Below are 19,809 nucleotides of genomic sequence, written 5' to 3'. Positions count from 1 at the left end.
ATTATTGTATGGTCGCCGATGGGACAAACCGTCCCAATGCCGCTACCAGCATGGCATTCTCCTCGGGTGTACCCACCGTTAACCGCAGGCAACCTGCACACAATGCTACCTTAGACCGGTCGCGAACGATGATGCTTTCACCCACCAAGTATTCGTACAATGCCCGTGGATGATCAGTCTTAACCAAAATAAAGTTGGCATCGGAAGGGTACACATGGATCACAAAATCAAATGCGCGCAAGATCTCCGAAAGCTTTTCACGTTCGGCAACCGTGGTCTTTATCCATTCGTTGACCTGATCAACACGATCCAGCGCAGCCAATGCCAGCTCCTGTGTAGCCTGGTTGATGTTATATGGTGGTTTGATTTTATTGAATACCTCAATGATTTCCTCACTGGCGAAAGCCATGCCCAGACGCAAGGCAGCCAGCCCCCACGCTTTCGATAGGGTCTGCAATACCACCAAGTTACTGTATTCGGTCAACTCCTGGATAAATGTTTTCTGGCGCGAATAATTGATATATGCTTCATCAATGACCACCAACCCGTCAAAGTTGGCCAACACCGTTTCCACATCTTCCCTGTGCAACGAATTGCCTGTAGGATTATTTGGCGAACAAAGGAAGATGATCCGGGTATTCGCATCGATGGCTTCAGCGATACCTTCGAGGTTGAGCTGAAAATCAGCGGTCAGGTTTACCTGTTTGGTGGCTACATCGTTGATGTTGGCCGAGACCTCGTACATGCCATAGGTAGGTGGCACGAGGATAACGTTATCCACGCCAGGGCGGCAAAATGCGCGGAACAGGATATCAATCGCCTCGTCGCTGCCGTTGCCCAGAAACATATTTCTAGCGGGCACGCCTTTGACCGTACTTAGCTTTAGCTTCAATTGATGCTGCAGCGGGTCAGGATAGCGATTGAAAGGGCGATTGAGCGGTGACCCGAACGCATTTTCGTTCGCATCGAGTAAAACGGAGGCTTCGCCTTTAAATTCATCACGTGCGGATGAATATGGGGTAAGCTGCCGTATATTTTCACGCAATAATTTTGTCAGATCAAATGTTGTTGTCATCAGTGAACTAAATAGAATACCATTTTCCTTCCAACGCCAGCTGCGTGGCTCCAAATACCGATTTGCTTTCGTGCAACAGTGGCTTCAAATCTTTATATCTCGCTGAATAGTGTCCAATAAGTAATTTCTTTGCACCCACTTCAGCCGCAATTTCGGCGGCCTGCAATGCCGTGGTATGGTAGGTAGCAGCCGCCCTATCGCGCATTTCATCCAGAAAGGTTGCCTCGTGGTACAGCAGGTCAACCTGTTGGATGTATGGCAAGTAGCTGGATGTCTTTACCGTATCTGAACAATAAGCATAGCTCCGCGGCGGTGCCGGTGCAATGGTCAGCTCCTGCCAGCGGTACACGGTGCCATCGGGGGCGGTATAATCGTGTCCCCGCTTTATCAGGGGCAGTAGCGCTGTCGGTATACCGATAGTAGTAACTTTTTCCCTATCGATTGCGGGGAGGCGCTTGTTTTCATCGAATCGGAACCCGGTGCAGGCAATGCGGTGGCTCAATGGAAACGTACTCACCCGCAGGTTTTCATTCTCAAGTACAACGTTATTTGTTGAATCCTGGGTGGTGTGTATATACAGCGAATACCGCAGTTCAGTCTGCGAATGAAGAAAATGCAGCTCGATGATTTCCTTCAAACCGGGTGGTCCGTAAATATGCAATTCATCCTTCCGTCCTACCAAGTGCATGGACGAAATCAGGCCGATAAGTCCCAGGTAATGGTCGCCGTGCAGATGGCTGATGAAGATATGTTTAATACGGTTACTCCTTACGCCGTATTTGATCAGTTGTACTTGCGTACCCTCCCCACAATCCACCAAATACAGCTGTTCATTGACATTAATAAGCTGTGCCGTAGGATGTCGACCGTAAATCGGCGTTGCGGAACTACTTCCCAATATCAATACATCAAACCTCATCCCTCTTCGGCGGCGCCACGCAGGTCCCGTTCAAGTTCCTTCGAAAATATCATATCCTCGGCTTCGGCGGTATTGGGGGCGATGGTGAATACACCATCCAGCTTACATACTGAAATCAAGTTTTTGATGCGTTGGTTCGCGCACGCCAGGATAAATACGCCGCCAGCGGTCTTACACATGCGATGTGCTAGCAGACCGATACGCAGCCCCGACGAATCAGCGTCCTTGACATGTGATAAGTCAAGCACGATATTGCTTTGTCCACCAGAATTACGCAGTACAAACTCTGCCTTTATCTTGGGCGCCGAATCACCGTCCAACACCTCCACATGAGGTTGGACAGTAACATATTTTTCATGTTTGTCGATCGTGAATTTCATCACTAAATAATTTGTCTTTGTTAGCCTGATGGAACCTGCATTGTCATTGGCACCATTTGCTAGGTGCTGACAGGGCAGGTCTCATCCGCTCTTTACTTCTTACCCAATCAGCCGTTGAAGCGCCGATTTTACATTCTCCACTATTCGATTCGACGAATCGCCCTGTTTGGGATAGACAAACCGTTCGCCGGTAATGTGTTCAAAGAGCTCGATATACCTTTCAGCAATCGAAGATACGATTTCATCCGTCATTTCCGGCACCTGCTGCCCTTCTTTTCCTTGAAAACCATTTTCGATCAGCCATTTCCGTACAAATTCTTTCGAAAGCTGCCGTTGGGGCTTGCCCTGCTGCTGCAGTCTTTCGAAACCATCGGCATAAAAGTAGCGCGATGAGTCGGGGGTATGGATCTCGTCAATCAAATATATTTTCCCGTCCCGTTTGCCAAACTCATATTTCGTGTCTGCCAGAATCAATCCCCTTGCGGCCGCCAACTCCGTACCCCGTGCATATAGCGCCCGGGTGTAAGCTTCCAGCCGTAGGTAATCGGTCTCCGATACGATACCCTGCGCAAGGATATCAGCCCGTGAAATATCCTCATCGTGGCCTTCTGCTGCTTTTGTGGTGGGGGTAATGATCGGTTGTGGCAGGCGGTCATTTTCACGGAGTCCATCGGGTAATGATTCGCCGCACACCTCTCGTTTACCTGCTTGATATTCGCGCCATGCATGGCCAACCAAATAGCCCCGAATGACCATCTCTACTTTGAATGGCTGGCATTGGTACCCAATGGTTACACAGGGGTCCGGCACGTCGACTACCCAATTAGGTACAATATCTTCCGTTGCTTCCAGGAATTTAGCTTCGATTTGGTTGAGTACCTGGCCCTTGAAAGGGATGGCTCGGGGCAATACCACGTCAAAAGCCGAAATCCTATCAGTTGCTACCATAACCAGGTATTTCTCGCCAACCGTATACACGTCCCGCACTTTACCACGGTAAAAGGCCTGCTGCCCTTCAAAATGGAAATTCGTTTCTTTTATCGTATCCATTGTGATTTTTCAAATATCTCCATATGCGGCCAATATCCGCTTCACCAGCTTATGCCTTACCACATCGCCACCGCTGAGGTGGATAATGTCTATTCCGTCGATGCCTTCCAGTAATCGTAGTGCCGTCGGTAAGCCCGATTGTTGTTTTTTGGGTAAATCGATCTGTGTGACATCGCCAGTGACGATGAATTTTGCAGTAGGCCCCATCCGTGTGAGGAACATTTTCACTTGCATGTCGGTTGCATTCTGGGCCTCATCCAAAATGACAAAACAATTGTCTAGTGTACGGCCACGCATAAACGCCAGCGGCGCCACTTCTATGGTCCGATTTTCGAGAAAAGCCTTTAGTTTTTCCGCAGGAATCATGTCATCTAGCGCATCATAGAGCGGCCGAAGGTAAGGATCCACCTTCTCTTTCAAATCACCGGGCAGGAATCCAAGATTCTCACCTGCTTCCACGGCCGGCCTCGTCAGTATGATACGCCGTACCTCCTTATTGCGCAAAGCCCGCACCGCCAGCGCCACTGCCGTATAGGTTTTTCCAGTGCCGGCAGGCCCGATAGCGAACAGAATATCGTTATGCACAATACTTTCGACCATCCGCCGTTGGTTCGCCGTGCGCGCCTTCACAATGATGCCATTCGGACCGAAAACAATGGGTTCACCTCCACCGCCTGAAGGCACCTTTTCGCCATTCTTCTTAGCCTTCACCTCAACCGCGGTGGATGCGCTCAAGATTGTTTCCACATCATTTGAGGTTAGGTTGTTATACCGCTCGATATGGGAAACCACCTTATCGAACTGGGTTTTAAACAACGTTATTTCCCGCTCATCGCCCAGCACTTTTACCTCATTGCCCCGCGCCACAATTTTCAGTTTCGGGAATTGCTTTTTGAACACTTCAAAGTGTTCGTTCTGTGCACCCCACAACATGGCGGGATTCACATATTCCAACGTGATATTTAGCTCGTTCAAATTCGTTTATCAGCTATCTGCTTTTGACTATACCCTACTTCTATCCACTGCTGTCGACTTCGTACGTCATACAGCATTCAAACATAGATAAATTCCCGTTTATATGCAATAACATCCGGCGGATGAAATTCCTACGTGTTTCGCGTTACTTAGCGGCCAGCTGCAGCTGATACAAGTGGTGGTACAAGCCCTCCCCTTTGTCCATCAGTGCCTCGTGGGTACCGGAGGCGACCACTTTTCCCGCTTCTACCACAACGATCTGGTCGGCCTCGCGGATGGTGGACAATCGGTGGGCAATTATGATGGAGGTACGGCCTTTCATCAACTCTTCAAGGGCCTGCTGCACTTGGCGTTCCGATTCGGAGTCGAGTGAAGAGGTAGCCTCGTCAAGGATGAGGATGGCCGGGTCTTTGAGTAGGGCACGGGCGATGGCGATGCGCTGGCGTTGGCCGCCAGACAACTTCACGCCGCGCTCGCCTACCATGGTATCATACCCTTTCGGGAAATCCATGATAAAATCGTGCGCATTGGCGCGTTTAGCGGCCGTGATGATTTCTTCCGCATCGGCGCCGAGCCTTCCATAGGCGATGTTTTCTCGTATCGTACCGCCGAAGAGCAATACATCCTGCGGTACAATGGCCACCTGTCCACGGATATCGGTAAGTGGATAATCGTCTGCCGCGCGACCATCAAATAAGATGCGGCCACTATCGGGTTTGTAGAATTGCAGTACCAGGGAGGCTATTGTGGACTTCCCTGTTCCACTCGGCCCAACAATGGCCAATTTCTCTCCCGCTTCCACATCAAAGGAAACCCCCTTCAAAACGGTAATTTCATGCCGTGACGGATATGCAAAGGTAACGTTCTCAAATGCGATGGCGCCCCCAATGGGGTTTTCAATGGTTTTCTCGGCCTGTAGCAGTCCAGCGTCTTCCTGTTGCTCATCGAGAATTTCGATGACCCGTTCACTGGCACCGATCGCTTTCTGGATGTTGGCGTACAATTCGGGGAAACTACCCATTGAGCCGGCCACAAAAATCGAATACAGGATATAGGTGGTGAGGTCGCCCACGGAGATATCGCCGGCCGACACCAACGCCGAGCCGTACCAGATAACCGCTACGACGGCCCCGAAAAGACAGAAAATAATAAAGGATGCAAAAATGCCACGATAGGTGGCCCCTTTTACCGCGATTTTCACGACCGACTGGAGGGTTTTCGAATAGCGCGACGCTTCATAGGCTTCATTGACAAAAGCCTTCACATTACTGATGCCCTGCAGGGTTTCCTGTACCACCGTATTGGATTCGGCCAATTTATCTTGCGCCTGGCGGGACAACTTACGGATGAACCGGCCGAAAACCACGGCCACGATGACTAACACCGGTAAGATACTCAGATTGAGCAGGGTAAGTTTGGAGGAGACAACGAATAGCCAGCATACACCGCCGGTAAGCAAGATTACCTGCCGGATGATTTCAGCGAAGGTGGTGGTCATCGTATCTTGTATCTGCGACAAATCCGCCGACAAGCGGCTATTGAGCTCGCCCACCCTACGGTTGGAGAAAAAATCGAGGGGTAAAGTAATCAGGTTATGATAGGAATCGCGTCGGATATCTGCTAATGATTTTTCCGCGACCTCCACGAAAAGACGTATCCGAAAAAAAGAAACTGCAGATTGGACAAACAGGATAATGAAGGAAATGACACCGATGGTATGGATATCCATGGCGAGCCAATCGTACTTCACTTTACCTTGGGCAGCGTCAATCATGGCTCCGAGCAACGCAGGAAAAGTAAGGGCCGTAAGGCTCGACAAGCACAAGAAAACCATACCCACAATGAATTTGCCGCGGTAGGGCCTTAGGTACGTCAGCAGTTTACCCGCTTTTTTAAGTGTTGTCTTTGTCAGCTTCGGTTTGGGCAGGTCCTCCGATGGCGTATTTCCACTATTGAGCCGTTGTCTTGCCATGTACTATAATTAAAAATTATAGGGGCAAAAGTATAGACAATAATGTTGTCGGGTATCATGCTTTCGTCACTTTTTGGCGACGGACAAACAACCATATACCGATACCCACCGTAGTTAACGCGAAGAGGGTTAACAATCCTTGGTTCCGCAGGTTGTTGTTTTCAAGCCTGTCCACCTCGGCCGATAGGCGTTCCTGCTCGCGCTGCAGCTTGCTGATGGTTTTGATGTACCCGTTGATACGTCCGTCAAATTCGTTAGCTTGCTGGGCGATTTGCGACTTCTCGAATTCTTTATAGTCCAGGAGCATTTTGGTTTCACGAAAGATATCATTATCCGTAAATACAATCTGTTTGAGGATGTCGATGGACGCCTGCATGTCTTTTTTGGTTTTGAGCCCGAAGATGCCTGTGCGTTTTTTGAGGCTTTCGTCGAACTGACCGAACCGCGCACTACGCTTTTGCAGCAGCTCGTTCACTTTTTGACGCTGTGCTTCGTAACCGGCAGTATCAGCAGCAGGTGGCGCGACCACGAGTGCAGCCCTGCTGCTTAACGCGGTACCGAGTAGCCAGACCAAGATGATCAGGTAAGAAAATCGCATGGAAATGGGCGGTCAAAAAACGGACCAAGATTACCGCCAATGGTTATGTTCCGAACTCCAGGCGGATGATGTCGCCCTTGTTGAGACCCAATAGGCCACTTGCATTTCCCTTATTGATGGCGATTTCCAAGTGGTCGCTGATGCCGAACAGGCAGAGCTTCTCTCCTTCAGGTACGTCATTGTAATGCCAGCTCATATGATCGATGGTTTCGTTCCGCCTGAAATACAGGGTAAAGTTGCGGCTACGCTGCACCTTGTTAAATAATTCTTTGCTGATATTGCTGATCACGTTGCCGAAGGAATCGACGAATACCACACTGCCCCGTAGGCTGTCTTTCTCCACGACGGGCTGTACCAGCGTTCGATCTACCACATCGGATACTGGGTCGCCCACATCGGCAAGCTTCCCACCTTTTGCGAGGATGCAGGCAGCCTTGGCAAAAATATCAGTCAACGGAAAATGCAGGTATTTCAAGTCTTGGATAATATTCAGCTCCACGGCCTCTTCGGGAGGTGCATCCAAAATCAGTGAGAAAATACCATTATCGGCACCCACGAAATAATGGTTCTTATGGGATAGCGCGACATAACGGGTATCTTGGTTGAATACCGAATCGATTCCGATAAGGTGAACTGTCTTCTTGGGAAAATACGGATAGGCATTTTTCAGCACGAAGGCTGCATACTGGATGTCGAAAGGCGGGATATCGTGTGATATATCGACAAGCCTTACTGCTGGAAATTGGCTAATGATGCTCCCCTTAAGTGCAGCTTGGTAAAAATCCTTATGTCCTAAATCTGTTGTTAAGGTAATGATACCCATACCCGCATTTCTTAAATTGTTGCAAACTTAGATAAAGTTGCTTTCATATCCAATTCATGTGGCTTCCGGCAGCCTGTGCAACTGCATTAAAAACAACTACCGCTCCACTTTATCGTAAGCAAGCGCGTTGGGGATTGAAATGGGGCAAAGCAATCGACAAATCAAAAGTATCCTTATCTTTGCCCCGGTTAGTACCACGAATAGGAAGCCACATTCATTAAATCACTTCATTTGATGACCACCAACCCATTAGCAAAAAAAATATTAGTAACGGGAAGCAACGGTCTGCTGGGCCAAAAACTGACGGACTTAGCACTCGCCGACGACCGGATAACATTGGTCGCTACCTCCCGGGGCGAGAACCGCCATCCTGCAAAAGAAGAATATACCTATATCGCCCTCGATATCCTCAACAGGGATCAGTTGCGGGCGGTCGTGGCCGAGCACCGGCCGGAGGTCATCATCAATACCGCGGCAATGACCAATGTCGACGCCTGCGAACACGACCCGGAGGGATGCAGGAAACTGAATATCGAAGCCGTGGCAACACTCAGTGCCTTGTGCGAGGAGTTCGGCATCCATCTCATCCACCTATCCACCGATTTCATTTTTGATGGAAAGGAAGGGCCCTATGCCGAGGGGGCCCCAGCCAACCCGCTGAGCCTGTATGGCCAAAGCAAGCTGGACGCCGAGCACCTTATCCAACAGTCTACGTGCAAATGGACCATCCTCCGCACCATATTGGTATATGGCGTAGTGGCTGACATGAGCCGCAGCAACATCGTATTGTGGGCAAAAGGTGCATTGGAGAAAGGGCAACCGCTCCATGTGGTCAACGACCAATGGCGCATGCCGACACTTGCGGAAGATTTGGCCGAAGCCTGCATACTTGCGGCTCTCTCGGAAACTGAAGGAATTTTCCATATTTCAGGGAAAGATATGTTTGCCATCCACGAACTGGTTGCCGCAGTGGCTGATTTCTGGAAGCTCGACAAATCCCTTATCCGGCAGGTAAGTTCGGCAACCCTCAGCCAAGCGGCACCACGCCCCGCACGGACAGGATTTTTACTGGATAAGGCACGCCATGTATTGGGTTATGAACCCCACAGCTTTGAAGAAGGGCTAGCCATCGTGAGCCAGCAACTGATGCAATCGGCCCAGGAATGACACAAACAAAAAAATAATCTCATCTTTGCAGCATGAATGAAAAATTTGCCCACGAGTCGCATACCGTCATGAACGAATTGGTGCTTCCCAACGACACCAATACGCTCAATAACCTCATGGGCGGGCGTCTGCTCCACTGGATGGACATTGCCGCGGCTATTTCCGCCCAAAAACATTGCAACCGCATCGTTGTCACCGCCTCGGTCGATAACGTATCGTTCAGACATCCCATCAAATTGGGCGATGTAATCAGTATCGAGGCCCAAGTGACCCGCGCTTTTACGACATCTGTAGAAGTACGTTTGGTAGTGTGGGCACAGAACATTCCTTCGGGCACGCGGGTCAAGTCGAACGAAGCGTTCTACACCTTTGTCGCCATCGACCAACACAACGAAAAAGTGGCGGTACCGAGGCTGATTCCACAGACCGACGAGGAACAGAAGCTTTATAATGAAGCCCTCCAGCGAAGGGAGCTCCGACTCGTATTAGGGGGCAAGCTCAAGCCGAAGGATGCCAAAGAGCTCCAAAACCTGTTCAAAGAGGTCGTGAAAGCCTAAGGATAATCTACGAAAATCCAAACCATTTCCCTTCGGGATTGTTGAAAAGGCAAACGAAACGATTCAAATGCCATTCGACTATCAGCCCATTGAGAATTATGCACTCATTGGAGACTTGAACACCGTGGCCCTTGTTGGCCTCGACGGCTCCATTGATTTCATGTGTTTCCCCGACTTTGACTCGCCGAGCATTTTCGCGGCGTTGCTTGATAAAGGTAAAGGCGGACATTTTGCTATCACTCCGGCGACGGGCGACATCAAGAACAAACAACTTTACCTACCTGATACGAATGTGCTGCTGACACGCTTTCTGGCCCGGAACGGGGTTGCGGAACTGACCGACTTCATGCCTGTCGAAGAGCTTTATGGAGGCAAGGAGCTGGTACGGCGGGTAACCTGTATCCAGGGCGAATTTGAAATGGCCATGCGATGCGCGCCGCGGTTCGATTACGCCCGCGCCAGCCATCGCGTTGAACAAATCAACGCGCATGAAATACGTTTTGTCAGCGAAGGGCCCGACCAAACCATATTAAGTCTGAAAAGTAATGTGAAGCTTCGGTTAGCAGGGCAAGACGCCGTGGCAGCGTTCCAGCTCAAAAAGGGACAAAAAGCCGATTTCATATTAGAGCAGGTAAACCGGTCAGCAGCATCTGGCGACAACTTGGAGGATTTCATAACCAAAAGCTTATTTGATACCATCAATTACTGGAAAGACTGGATAGCACGGTGTATGTACCGCGGCCGGTGGATGGAAATCGTCAACCGATCTGCCCTTTGTCTTAAACTAATGACATCCTACCGCTATGGTTCCATTGTCGCCGCGCCCACTTTTGGCCTGCCCGAAGAAATCGGTGGCGTCCGCAACTGGGACTATCGGTATACCTGGATCAGGGACGCGTCTTTTACGGTTTATGCCTTTATCAACCTGGGTTATAAAAAGGAGGCGCGGGACTTCATCGCGTGGGTGGAAAAGCAATGCATCGATATATCCAAAACCAATGAATACCTAACCTTGATGTATACGCTTGACGGGAAAAAAGACCTAAATGAAATCGAACTTCGACATCTCGAAGGCTATCGGAAGTCGAAACCCGTCCGAATCGGAAACGGGGCCCACGAGCAGATCCAGCTGGATATTTACGGTGAGCTGATGGACTCGGTGTATCTGTATGATAAAAACGTAGAATCGATTTCCTACCAGTTTTGGAAAGACCTGAGCCGCCATGTAGACTGGCTCAGCAAAAATTGGCAGATCAGCGACGAAGGGATATGGGAAGTACGCGGGGGCAAAAAACAATTCCTATATTCTCGGATGATGTGTTGGGTGGCGTTTGACCGAGCTATAAAAATCGGACTGAAGCACTCCTATCCACTGCCGGAAGCTTGGATCACCGAACGCGACCGTATTTTCAACGACATCCACCAGCAATTTTGGAACAAGGAACTTAAAACGTTTGTCCAGTTCAAAGGAGCTTCAACCGTCGACGCGGCCACGCTACTGATGCCCAAAGTACACTTTATCGGCGCGAAAGATCCGCAGTGGCTCGCGACACTTAGCCGTATCGAACAACAGCTGGTATCTGATTTTCTGGTATACCGTTACCGGCCAAACGAAGATTTTGATGGGCTTTCGGGCGCGGAAGGTACGTTCTCCATGTGTACATTTTGGTATGTGGAATGCCTTTCGCGCGCGGGCAACCTGCAGAAAGCGAGGCATTATTTTGAAAAGATGCTGGGTTATGCCAACCATGTAGGCCTGTATGCCGAGATGTTGGGTATACAGGGCGATCATCTCGGTAATTTCCCACAGGCATTTACGCATCTCGGTTTGATCAGCGCGGCGATAAACTTAAACAAGCAGCTGGATGATCAACGGAATAAGCAAGTAAACGAGTACATTTAAGCGAATGCATATGAAAGCCATAGCGATTAAGCCGGGCGTACCCGACTCGGCTATTATAGAAATTGATGAACCCCAGCTGACGAGGAAAACACAGGTCAAACTGAAGGTATTGGAAGTCGGCATCTGCGGCACAGACAGGGAAGAGGTGTTGGGTGGACGGGCCGACGCTCCGGAACATGCACAGCACCTCGTTATTGGCCACGAGATGCTCGGCCAGGCCATCGAAACGGGCGCAGATGTATCCACCGTTTCGGTGGGAGATTATGCGGTGCTGACCGTAAGAAGGGGCTGCGGGGAATGTGAAGCGTGTAAACACCACCGGAGCGACATGTGCTATACCGGCAACTATGCCGAGCGGGGGATTAAGGCACTCCATGGCTTCGAAACGGAGTTTGTAATAGATGATGAGCAATATTTGATTAAGGTACCAGAAAGCACAAAATCTGTTGGCGTCCTTGCCGAACCCATGTCTGTGGTACAGAAAGCTATCGACGAGGCAAATAATATCCAATCGGCACGCCTCCCCTTACCTTCACTTACAGGCTCCTCGTGGGTGAATGGTAAAAAGGTGCTGGTAGCAGGTATAGGAGCCATTGGCTTACTCGGCGTCGTCGCCCTACGCCTCCGGGGTGCCGAGGTAATCGGCGTGGATATCGTTGAGGAGCATACCAAGCGGCCACAACTGCTCAAACAACTTGGCGGGACCTATATTAACGCCCATCAAATTAAAATTGAAGATCTCGACGAAAAACTGGGGCAAATCGACATGATTCTTGAAGCTGCCGGCGTAGCGCAACTGGGTTTCGAATTGATTGATGTATTGGGTATCAATGGCATTTATGTGATGACCGGAATCCCGGGTGAGGGTAAACCCGTTTGTATACCCGGCGGCGAAACCATGTCGCAAATCGTACTCAAAAACCAGATCATCCTCGGAAGTGTCAACGCCAGTACGGCAAATTTCGAAACAGGCATCAAGGACTTGGAAAAAGCAAAAAACAGGTGGGGTGACGTGATTGACAGCATCATTACCAAGCGAATCAAATACACTGATTTTTCAGAGGCCATTGACCTGAGGTCAGCTGACGATATCAAAACCGTTATCCGTTGGGATTAATAACCCAGCTCCTTAGGCCTATCTCCGTTTAGGGACAAGCAATAAGACCACCCCTGCCACTAAGACAATCCCACCGACATAGGGTGGCCAATTCACATGTTCTTTTTTGTCCGCATTGATTTCCAACGAGCCGATATCCACTACTTTTTCTTTCTTCGTGAATGAGAAGCCGGTCCATACCAGCATGGCTATACCTACAATGACCAGAATGATTCCGATTGTCTTTGCCATACGATTTATATTTAACCTTTCAACAACCCCAATCGGAAAATGTTTGGAAGGGTCTTACTTCGCTGGGATTACCGTGATTTTCCGGAACTCCACGCCTGTATGGTCTCCCTGTATATAAATCGGACCCGGCTCGCCTTCATGGCTGTCAAGCGCACCGCCTGTAATGCCGGGGATTTCCTGGTTGTTGATAATCGTTTTGCCATTGGCCACAACCGTTACCATACGTCCACGTAGCGTGATTTCATATTTATTCCACTCATTTGGGCCTAAGGTTGCCATGTCACTGGGTGAGAGGAAGCCATATACGCCGCCAAAATACAGGGAGCCGGGATGCCTGTCTTTGGGCGAGTCTTCAATCTGTACTTCGTACCGCCCCCGCAGGTAAATGCCTGAGTTGGCTCCTTCCTTATAACGGAATTCCGCAACTAGTTTAAAATCTTCAAATTTCTGTTCACTGATCAGGTTGGCACCGGATTCTTTATTGATCAGTATTCCATCTTCCACTACCCACTGGCTGTTTTCGCCCGACGTCTTCCATCCGGTCAAATCCTTACCATTGAAGAGATCGATAGGGTCGCCCCACGCGATTTCGCCCGTGCGAACAAGGTATGGAGCTTTAACGCCTGTAAAGTTGAATGTATTTCCTTTATTGGTCGTGATCGTACCCTCGATACCATCACCGACCAAACGCCCTTCAATCGTGAATAGACCTCCACCTCCTTCCCACTGTGGTGGAATTTGGAAGGAGAACACGCCGTCTTGGAGTGTGATGTGCGAAACGGGACGGCTGCTGCCTGCATCGGCTACGAAATGACCAACCAGCACATCAAAGCCCGATAATTTGACTTCCAACCACGAGGGTACTTCTTTGCCGTCTTTATCTACCGTAAGGTCCCAACATCCAATCAACCCTTCGGCCTCTTCGGGCACAACCTGGGTTGCCGCGTTGTGTATTTCTTCTTCTTGTTTCTGCATGGAGGTTCCATTGTTGCACGAAATTATCCCGGCCATCACCAAGCACATGAACGGGCTGTATACTGCATATTTCTTCATTATTGATAAGGTTAAAATTTCCAAGTGACTAATCTACGGAATTTCCGCTGCCCAGCGCAACGATACGGTCGAATTCCTCACGTTTGAGCGGCATGACCGAAAGCCGCCCCTGCCGCACCAACGCTACATCCTGAAGTTGCGGATCCGCTTTAACGATCTCGAGCGTAACCGGCTTATTCAAGGTCTCCACCGGAGCCAAATCCACTACCACCCAGCGTTCATCCGTTGTGGTGGGGTCTTGGTACGCCTCTGTCACCACTTTTGCTATCCCAACTACCTCTTTCCCCTCATTGCTGTGGTAGAACAACACCAGATCGCCCTTTTTCATGGCCTGCAAATTATTACGGGCTTGGTAATTGCGAACGCCATCCCAAAATGTCTGCTTGTCGGCGAGGAATTGCTGCCAGCTGTATTTGAATGGCTCCGATTTCACTAAAAAGTAGTTCATTGCTTTGCTGCTTTTTTGCTATTTGCTTTTTGCAAGTTAGTTCTGCTTTTGGGGTACTTCCATCTTTTCGGCGAAGTGATCACAGTAATCCCGCAGGTCACCGATAACGGCTTTGGCAACGGGGTCTTCCCCCGCAGCGCGGATAAACGTGTCGCCGAGGGTTTGCAGCGTTTCGTAAAAAAAGCGCTTCATCTCATCCAACGGCATATCTTTCGTCCACAGGTCTATACGCATGGAGTTTTTGTAATGGTGATCCCACAACGCCAAAAACAACGCCTTCGCCGGCAAAGCTTCCTTATTCTCGCCATCCGACGATTCCCACATGATATCATCCGGCACGTTGTTTTCATCCAGCGTCACTGTCAGTTTTATTTCTGCTTTCTTCATTTCCTTTCTCAATAAACTACTACCATAGCCTCAATAGCCATACGACCAATGCTACGAATACCAAAAATGCCCCCTCCGCAATCCATACTCGTTTGAGGCTGCGGAGCATCAGCCTGAAAAACTGATCTGCGACAACCATGATCAACAAAAGTAACAAAAACCACCCAATTGTAACCACTCCGATCGCGTTATCCATCACCTGCCATAGCAATCCGGCCAATACCAGTGCGGACGCAATGTTCAATGGCGTGATCCGTAATCGCTTCATCGCCGTCGTTTACTTTGCGTGGATTTGCGATTGCGATTGCCCTTTTCGTCCCGCTGGCGTTTCGCCGTTCGTTGGTTGCTCGCCTTCTTCTCATGAAAAGCTCCTTGGAATTCCGGATGCTCCTTCCGCTTCTGGGCGTCGATCTCACGTGCGATTGCCTGCCGTTCCTCGAAACCCGTCTTTTCGATAAATACATCCTGGGGAATGGCGGAAACCGGTATCGGTTGGCGGATCAATTGCTCGATTTTATGGATATAATATTCCTCAGCCGGATTACAGAACGTAATGGCATCGCCGGTTTGGTATGCCCGGCCAGTGCGACCGATTCGATGGACATAATCTTCGATAACAATGGGTACGTCAAAATTGATGACGTGGCTCACGTTGCTGACATCCAAACCGCGGGCTGCCACGTCGGTTGCCACCAAAATCCGCACACTTCCTTCTTTAAATGCGTTGATGGAATTTATCCGCGTGTTCTGTCCTTTATTTGCATGGATTACGCGCACATTGTCCGGCCCGTATTTACGTTCCAAAAAGTGGAACACGTTATCGGCGACCGCTTTGGTTTTGCAGAAAACGATGAGGCGGTGTACCGCTTCGTCGTCCTTAAGCAAATGCTGCAACAGATTAATCTTCGTTTTCAGGTTGGGAACATCGTAGCGTGTTTGACTTACTGTCTGCGCGGGCGTAGCTTGTTCGGTAACCTCTACGATAGCCGGAAACTTGAGGAAATCACCGGCTATCTTGTGTACCAATTCGCCCATCGTTGCCGAAAAAAGCAAGTTCTGGCGTTTACGGGGCACCACTTCCAATATGCGGTGTAGCTTTCCGATGAACCCCATATCCATCATTTTATCAGCTTCGTCTATGACAAGCATTTTGAGGGATTTGGTGATGATGTGCCCGGCAAGGTATAGCTCCAGAAACCGTCCCGGTGTAGCTACTACGATGTCAACTCCCTTTTCCAATTCGGCGATCTGCATCTTTGGTCCCAATCCACCATATAAAACCGTAGTTCGCAAATCGGTGAACTTGGCAAGGAGCTGGATATGTGCTTCAATCTGCATGGCCAGCTCGCGGGTTGGCGAGAGGATAAGCGCCCTAGGGTCGTCACCCTGTGCATATTTCAATTTCATCAATAACGGCAGCACAAAAGCGGCCGTCTTTCCAGTACCGGTTTGGGCTATACCCATTATATCCTGCCCTGCCAGGACCGGTGGAATCGCTTTTTGTTGAATCGGCGTAGGGTCAATATACCCCGCCTCCTCGATAGCACTCAGGATCTGCCTGTTGAACTTGAAATCGGCAAAGGTTTTCCGCTCCATGCGGCAAAGATAATAAAAGCGTAATGGATTACACCTTCATCGAACCGATCCCTTCGTCGGCGTAATGTCGGTGTCTTATGCATTTAATTTTAGCAACGCGAACGGTTCATCGCCGCCGAAGCGGATCAAAGTAATGGCGGAGTTTTCCTGCACAATGCTTCTGTAGTTGCGTAGATGCATCCCCAGTTTATAGGCGAGGTACAGCCGATTCACGCCATTATGGGCCACCACAATGATGGTCTGGCCGTCGTGGTGCCGCTGCATTTCCGCAAAGAAATCATCTACCCGCTGTACCACTTGCAAGGCGGTGTCACCGGTTCCGCCGGCAGGTGCTACGGCGGGATCATTGTTCCACGCTTCCCACAACGCAGGGTCTTCGGCGACGAATTCGCCCCTTGTTTTCCCTTCCCATGTACCGAAATCGAGCTCAATCAGCCGCGGCTCGCGAACGATAAGCTGCCGGCCGCCGCACGCGATCTCGGCCGTGCGGTACGCACGCTCAAGGGGTGAAGTATACACGGCATCGATGTTGACACCCTCCAACTTCTCGGCCACCCGCAGGGCTTGCGCAATGCCTTTTTCTGTGAGTTTGGCATCGGTACGGCCACAGTAACGGTTGCCATCCGCATTAAACGTCGTTTCTCCATGGCGGAGGAGGTATACATCCAACATATCAGCAATATCCTTTCTTTTTCATTTCAACCACAAAATTCCCGTAATCTGTCTCATATCGACCGACCAGCGCAGGTTCGGGGATGACTTCACGGTCAACAACCGTCATTGATCGGGCGGCCTCAGCTACCGAACCAAAACGGGTTCTCGAGGCCGCGCCTATTGCTGCACCCACGGCACCATTTGCGTCGCGGCACTTGTATATGGGTCGGCCCAACACGTTGGTCCGAATGCGGAGCCAGGTGTCGCTGTTGCTGCCACCGCCGGCCGTATAGACCGCATGGACGCGTTCACCCGAAAGCTGTTCAATCAGTTCGTACGCCATGCGCTCGATGAAAGCGACTCCCTCCATACCCGCTGCAAAGCCTTGTGCAAGTGACACCCCTGCGGGCATAAACCCTTTGGCATCCGGTGCAATGAAGGGAAACCGCTCACCGGTCTGTTTCAACGGCCAGGCGAGCAGCCCGGTGGGAATGAGACCTGCCGCTGCTTTATCCAATTGCTGCAAATCCGTACCGAAGTCGGTAGCCACCCAATCGGCTCCCGTATTACTAGCGCCGCCCGGCATCCAGTATCCATCGGGGTGACGGTGACTATATAATCGACCCTCTGGATCATGCACCGCCTCATTAGTCACTCCTTTGATGACCAGCGTGGTACCGATGGTCGTATTCCATTCGCCCGGTCGTACTGCGCCCGATGCTACCTGCGACGCACAGCCATCGGTCATGCCTGCCACCACCTGCGCTTGGGGCATTCCCCAACGCACGGCCAGTTCCTCGTGCAAATGACCAATGGGCGTTCCGGAAGGAACCACTTCTTGGAGCCACTCGCGCTGCAACGGTAGCTCGGCCGTGAGGTATTCGGGCCATCGGAACGCCGCCACATCATAGCCCGACTTCAGCGCGTTGGTATAATCGGTTACGTCAAACCGACCGCACAGCATGCCGGTGATGTAGTCCGATGCATGGATCCATTTATGAATTTCCGCTGCCTTTTCGGGATACGTTTCGACAAACCAAACCATTTTGGACAGCCCGCTTGATGCGTTGAATCCGGTATAACCAGCGGGCACGTGGCGCTCGGCCAGGGCTTTGACGCGGCGCCCAACCTCCGCTGAACGCGGATCGCTGTACATGATGGCCGAATGCAGCGGACGGTTCGCGCGGTCAAGCGGAATGACGGTACCCGACGTAGAGTCTACGCCAACGGCAACCACCTGGTAGGCATCACCGTGTGCCCGCCCCGCATGCAGTTCATCCATCACCTCAAGTGTGCTGTGCCACCAGTCGGCCGGCGACTGCTCCATGCGCGAATCGGAGGTAAGGGTAAACTTGCGCGAGGCTTCCCCCAGCACTTCCCCTGTTTCCGTGACCAGCGACGCACGCACACCTTGCGTACCCACGTCGATGCCGATAAAACACTGCTGCATTTCTAGCTGATTTGGCTAAATGTATGCCGTGCACGCTTCCATTCGGCATACAGCTCCATGAACCGGTCGCGGTCTTGCGGTATTACTTCATCCTGCAATTCGGGCACGGCACCCTGCTGGCCGGTTGCCTCGGCGCAGATGAACGCACCACCCAACACGGAGGACTGTCTGTAGGTATTGCATATCCGGATTTTTTTATTGGTGAGATTGGCGATGAACTGGCGGAGCTTCCGGCTCTGCACACCACCACCGCACGCCCAGATGTAATCGCGGTTGTGTGCGGACACATTGTCCAGCACCTTATAATTTTCATAAATACTGCATGCGATGTCCCACAGGATGGCAAACACGAAACCGCCACGGGTTAGTTGGTGCGATACGGGTGCATTGAAGATAAAGCCGCCTTTGGTAAGGGGCGTATCTTCGTCGGCCACCAATGAGCCCAAAGAAGCTACGCATTGCGAATATGACGTTTCATCAAGTTCCTGCTCAATGACTTCATAGTCTTCATTGGGATAGAAAATTTCCTTGAGACGCTGGTAGTTCAACCCGGTTACTCCGGCATTGGCTTCTAGCATGAAACTACCCGTATCGATATGACGGCCGGTCCAGGTACGCTGCTGTCCATCGGTAACGTACCGATCAACGATCTTGATAATGGGCGTCGTCGTACCCGATACGATAACAACATCATCGCGGTCGGGCTTCGTGCTGTGCACCGCCAACTGCGTATCGGCGCCCCCTACCACGACCACAGCACCGGCAGCGATATCCAGTTCCTCGGCCACATCGGCCCGAATGGTAGCCAGCACATCACCCGACGACTTCAACGGAGGCAAGAGGGACGTCGGCAGGCCAAAAACATCACAAAGTTCCGAAGACCAGTCTTTCGCATTTATATCATACAATAGGGTCTCCGATGCTTGGGAGTGTTCGTAGCCCAATACGCCCGAAAACTGAAACTGCACCCAATCGCTGATGCTGGTAAATGTGGCAACCCCACTCCAGAGCGCTGTTTTACGTTCGCGCAGTCCCACCAGCTTCAGCGCCGAAAACAATGCGGTCGGATATCTGCCGGTCAAGGCATACATGCGGTTCTTGTCTTTTACCAACGCTTCCCATTCCCGCCCACGGTTGTCGTGGTTAGACATGCCGATGACGGGCTGCCCTTCCTTATCCAGCACCACCACCCCTTCACGTTGACTTGTCGCAGTAATTGCCTCGATCTGCACCGGACCGGCTTCAGCAAGCGTCTGTGCAGCAAGTCGCTTAATCTGTTTCCACAGCTGTGTCGGATCAAAATAAATGGAATCCGGATAATCTGCATCTTTTATATACGTTACGTTTTCGCGATGCAACGCCTGTATCCCGCCGGTTGTGCCGACAACAGCGGTACGTACGTTCCCAGTGCCGACATCGACAACTAAATAGGCTTTTTTTGATGGTGTCATATT

The 19,809-nt window shown here is 50.7% G+C and carries 21 protein-coding genes; 4 read left to right on the top strand and 17 right to left on the bottom strand.

Going from position 1 to position 19,809, the window contains the following annotated elements; all coding sequences use genetic code 11:
- Nucleotide 1 precedes the first annotated feature (1 nt).
- From hisC to ACO1NT_RS17460, 8 genes are all read right to left on the bottom strand, one after another.
- The gene (hisC, locus tag ACO1NT_RS17495; protein WP_449050030.1) at nucleotides 2-1,075 is read right to left on the bottom strand and encodes a histidinol-phosphate transaminase; all 1,074 of its coding nucleotides are present in this window, start codon (nucleotides 1,073-1,075) and stop codon (nucleotides 2-4) included.
- 7 nt (nucleotides 1,076-1,082) lie between these two features.
- Nucleotides 1,083-1,994 carry a ribonuclease Z gene (locus tag ACO1NT_RS17490; protein ID WP_449050029.1) on the bottom strand — a complete coding sequence of 304 codons (912 nt, stop codon included), beginning with the start codon at nucleotides 1,992-1,994 and terminating at the stop codon, nucleotides 1,083-1,085.
- A complete protein-coding gene (locus ACO1NT_RS17485) occupies nucleotides 1,991-2,374 on the bottom strand; it encodes an STAS domain-containing protein (protein WP_449050053.1) in 384 nt (127 codons plus the stop codon). The genes ACO1NT_RS17490 and ACO1NT_RS17485 overlap by 4 nt, the downstream gene beginning before the upstream one ends.
- Before the next feature lie 99 nt (nucleotides 2,375-2,473).
- Nucleotides 2,474-3,424: a phosphoribosylaminoimidazolesuccinocarboxamide synthase gene (locus ACO1NT_RS17480; RefSeq protein WP_449050028.1), complete on the bottom strand. Its 951-nt coding sequence runs from the start codon at nucleotides 3,422-3,424 to the stop codon at nucleotides 2,474-2,476.
- Nucleotides 3,425-3,433: 9 nt separating this feature from the next.
- Nucleotides 3,434-4,399, bottom strand: a complete 966-nt coding sequence (locus ACO1NT_RS17475; RefSeq protein ID WP_449050027.1) for a PhoH family protein — start codon at nucleotides 4,397-4,399, stop codon at nucleotides 3,434-3,436.
- 145 nt (nucleotides 4,400-4,544) lie between these two features.
- Nucleotides 4,545-6,371 (bottom strand): ABC transporter ATP-binding protein, encoded by a 1,827-nt coding sequence (locus ACO1NT_RS17470; RefSeq protein WP_449050026.1) that lies wholly within the window; start codon nucleotides 6,369-6,371, stop codon nucleotides 4,545-4,547.
- A 55-nt stretch (nucleotides 6,372-6,426) separates the two neighbouring features.
- On the bottom strand, nucleotides 6,427-6,969 hold the full coding sequence (locus ACO1NT_RS17465; RefSeq protein WP_449050025.1) for a hypothetical protein: 543 nt from the start codon (nucleotides 6,967-6,969) through the stop codon (nucleotides 6,427-6,429).
- 43 nt (nucleotides 6,970-7,012) lie between these two features.
- A complete protein-coding gene (locus ACO1NT_RS17460; RefSeq protein WP_449050024.1) occupies nucleotides 7,013-7,792 on the bottom strand; it encodes an SAM hydrolase/SAM-dependent halogenase family protein in 780 nt (259 codons plus the stop codon).
- Nucleotides 7,793-8,026: 234 nt separating this feature from the next.
- On the opposite strand from ACO1NT_RS17460, the gene ACO1NT_RS17455 reads away from it, so the two are divergent.
- From ACO1NT_RS17455 to ACO1NT_RS17440, 4 genes are all read left to right on the top strand, one after another.
- Entirely contained in the window at nucleotides 8,027-8,959 is a 933-nt protein-coding gene (locus tag ACO1NT_RS17455) for an SDR family oxidoreductase (protein ID WP_449050023.1), read from the top strand.
- A gap of 32 nt (nucleotides 8,960-8,991) precedes the next feature.
- Nucleotides 8,992-9,516 carry an acyl-CoA thioesterase gene (locus ACO1NT_RS17450; RefSeq protein WP_449050022.1) on the top strand — a complete coding sequence of 175 codons (525 nt, stop codon included), beginning with the start codon at nucleotides 8,992-8,994 and terminating at the stop codon, nucleotides 9,514-9,516.
- 67 nt (nucleotides 9,517-9,583) lie between these two features.
- Entirely contained in the window at nucleotides 9,584-11,419 is a 1,836-nt protein-coding gene (locus tag ACO1NT_RS17445; protein ID WP_449050021.1) for a glycoside hydrolase family 15 protein, read from the top strand.
- A 10-nt stretch (nucleotides 11,420-11,429) separates the two neighbouring features.
- Nucleotides 11,430-12,536: a glucose 1-dehydrogenase gene (locus tag ACO1NT_RS17440; RefSeq protein WP_449050020.1), complete on the top strand. Its 1,107-nt coding sequence runs from the start codon at nucleotides 11,430-11,432 to the stop codon at nucleotides 12,534-12,536.
- An 18-nt stretch (nucleotides 12,537-12,554) separates the two neighbouring features.
- On the opposite strand, the gene ACO1NT_RS17435 is transcribed toward ACO1NT_RS17440, so the two are convergent.
- The 9 genes from ACO1NT_RS17435 to ACO1NT_RS17395 form a co-directional block, all read right to left on the bottom strand.
- Nucleotides 12,555-12,767, bottom strand: coding sequence for a hypothetical protein (locus ACO1NT_RS17435; protein ID WP_449050019.1), 213 nt, complete (start codon nucleotides 12,765-12,767; stop codon nucleotides 12,555-12,557).
- Between the two features lie 54 nt (nucleotides 12,768-12,821).
- The gene (locus ACO1NT_RS17430; RefSeq protein ID WP_449050018.1) at nucleotides 12,822-13,820 is read right to left on the bottom strand and encodes a 3-keto-disaccharide hydrolase; all 999 of its coding nucleotides are present in this window, start codon (nucleotides 13,818-13,820) and stop codon (nucleotides 12,822-12,824) included.
- A 28-nt stretch (nucleotides 13,821-13,848) separates the two neighbouring features.
- Nucleotides 13,849-14,268, bottom strand: coding sequence for an EVE domain-containing protein (locus ACO1NT_RS17425; RefSeq protein WP_449050017.1), 420 nt, complete (start codon nucleotides 14,266-14,268; stop codon nucleotides 13,849-13,851).
- Between the two features lie 36 nt (nucleotides 14,269-14,304).
- Nucleotides 14,305-14,655 (bottom strand): gliding motility protein GldC, encoded by a 351-nt coding sequence (gene gldC / locus ACO1NT_RS17420; protein WP_449050016.1) that lies wholly within the window; start codon nucleotides 14,653-14,655, stop codon nucleotides 14,305-14,307.
- Nucleotides 14,656-14,674: 19 nt separating this feature from the next.
- The gene (locus ACO1NT_RS17415; RefSeq protein ID WP_449050015.1) at nucleotides 14,675-14,923 is read right to left on the bottom strand and encodes a hypothetical protein; all 249 of its coding nucleotides are present in this window, start codon (nucleotides 14,921-14,923) and stop codon (nucleotides 14,675-14,677) included.
- A complete protein-coding gene (locus ACO1NT_RS17410) occupies nucleotides 14,920-16,251 on the bottom strand; it encodes a DEAD/DEAH box helicase (RefSeq protein ID WP_449050014.1) in 1,332 nt (443 codons plus the stop codon). The genes ACO1NT_RS17415 and ACO1NT_RS17410 overlap by 4 nt, the downstream gene beginning before the upstream one ends.
- A 75-nt stretch (nucleotides 16,252-16,326) precedes the next feature.
- A complete protein-coding gene (locus tag ACO1NT_RS17405; protein ID WP_449050013.1) occupies nucleotides 16,327-16,923 on the bottom strand; it encodes a histidine phosphatase family protein in 597 nt (198 codons plus the stop codon).
- Nucleotide 16,924: 1 nt separating this feature from the next.
- A complete protein-coding gene (locus tag ACO1NT_RS17400; RefSeq protein WP_449050012.1) occupies nucleotides 16,925-18,355 on the bottom strand; it encodes an FGGY-family carbohydrate kinase in 1,431 nt (476 codons plus the stop codon).
- 2 nt (nucleotides 18,356-18,357) lie between these two features.
- The gene (locus ACO1NT_RS17395; RefSeq protein WP_449050011.1) at nucleotides 18,358-19,806 is read right to left on the bottom strand and encodes an FGGY-family carbohydrate kinase; all 1,449 of its coding nucleotides are present in this window, start codon (nucleotides 19,804-19,806) and stop codon (nucleotides 18,358-18,360) included.
- Between the last annotated feature and the right edge of the window lie 3 nt (nucleotides 19,807-19,809).

The organism is Parapedobacter sp., assembly GCF_053550995.1.
This window is presented reverse-complemented; position numbering and strand designations above follow the sequence as displayed.

What these genes read in the sequence shown, in the direction of transcription:
- ACO1NT_RS17470 (WP_449050026.1), bottom strand. Translation starts at nt 6,371, where the DNA reads ATGGCAAGACAACGGCTCAATAGTGGAAATACGCCATCGGAGGACCTG.
- ACO1NT_RS17465 (WP_449050025.1), bottom strand. Translation starts at nt 6,969, where the DNA reads ATGCGATTTTCTTACCTGATCATCTTGGTCTGGCTACTCGGTACCGCG.
- ACO1NT_RS17450 (WP_449050022.1), top strand. Translation starts at nt 8,992, where the DNA reads ATGAATGAAAAATTTGCCCACGAGTCGCATACCGTCATGAACGAATTG.
- ACO1NT_RS17445 (WP_449050021.1), top strand. Translation starts at nt 9,584, where the DNA reads ATGCCATTCGACTATCAGCCCATTGAGAATTATGCACTCATTGGAGAC.
- ACO1NT_RS17410 (WP_449050014.1), bottom strand. Translation starts at nt 16,251, where the DNA reads ATGGAGCGGAAAACCTTTGCCGATTTCAAGTTCAACAGGCAGATCCTG.
- ACO1NT_RS17460 (WP_449050024.1), bottom strand. Translation starts at nt 7,792, where the DNA reads ATGGGTATCATTACCTTAACAACAGATTTAGGACATAAGGATTTTTAC.
- ACO1NT_RS17395 (WP_449050011.1), bottom strand. Translation starts at nt 19,806, where the DNA reads ATGACACCATCAAAAAAAGCCTATTTAGTTGTCGATGTCGGCACTGGG.
- ACO1NT_RS17455 (WP_449050023.1), top strand. Translation starts at nt 8,027, where the DNA reads ATGACCACCAACCCATTAGCAAAAAAAATATTAGTAACGGGAAGCAAC.
- ACO1NT_RS17485 (WP_449050053.1), bottom strand. Translation starts at nt 2,374, where the DNA reads ATGAAATTCACGATCGACAAACATGAAAAATATGTTACTGTCCAACCT.
- hisC (WP_449050030.1), bottom strand. Translation starts at nt 1,075, where the DNA reads ATGACAACAACATTTGATCTGACAAAATTATTGCGTGAAAATATACGG.
- ACO1NT_RS17435 (WP_449050019.1), bottom strand. Translation starts at nt 12,767, where the DNA reads ATGGCAAAGACAATCGGAATCATTCTGGTCATTGTAGGTATAGCCATG.
- ACO1NT_RS17490 (WP_449050029.1), bottom strand. Translation starts at nt 1,994, where the DNA reads ATGAGGTTTGATGTATTGATATTGGGAAGTAGTTCCGCAACGCCGATT.
- ACO1NT_RS17430 (WP_449050018.1), bottom strand. Translation starts at nt 13,820, where the DNA reads ATGAAGAAATATGCAGTATACAGCCCGTTCATGTGCTTGGTGATGGCC.
- ACO1NT_RS17405 (WP_449050013.1), bottom strand. Translation starts at nt 16,923, where the DNA reads ATGTTGGATGTATACCTCCTCCGCCATGGAGAAACGACGTTTAATGCG.
- gldC (WP_449050016.1), bottom strand. Translation starts at nt 14,655, where the DNA reads ATGAAGAAAGCAGAAATAAAACTGACAGTGACGCTGGATGAAAACAAC.
- ACO1NT_RS17400 (WP_449050012.1), bottom strand. Translation starts at nt 18,355, where the DNA reads ATGCAGCAGTGTTTTATCGGCATCGACGTGGGTACGCAAGGTGTGCGT.
- ACO1NT_RS17425 (WP_449050017.1), bottom strand. Translation starts at nt 14,268, where the DNA reads ATGAACTACTTTTTAGTGAAATCGGAGCCATTCAAATACAGCTGGCAG.
- ACO1NT_RS17440 (WP_449050020.1), top strand. Translation starts at nt 11,430, where the DNA reads ATGAAAGCCATAGCGATTAAGCCGGGCGTACCCGACTCGGCTATTATA.
- ACO1NT_RS17415 (WP_449050015.1), bottom strand. Translation starts at nt 14,923, where the DNA reads ATGAAGCGATTACGGATCACGCCATTGAACATTGCGTCCGCACTGGTA.
- ACO1NT_RS17480 (WP_449050028.1), bottom strand. Translation starts at nt 3,424, where the DNA reads ATGGATACGATAAAAGAAACGAATTTCCATTTTGAAGGGCAGCAGGCC.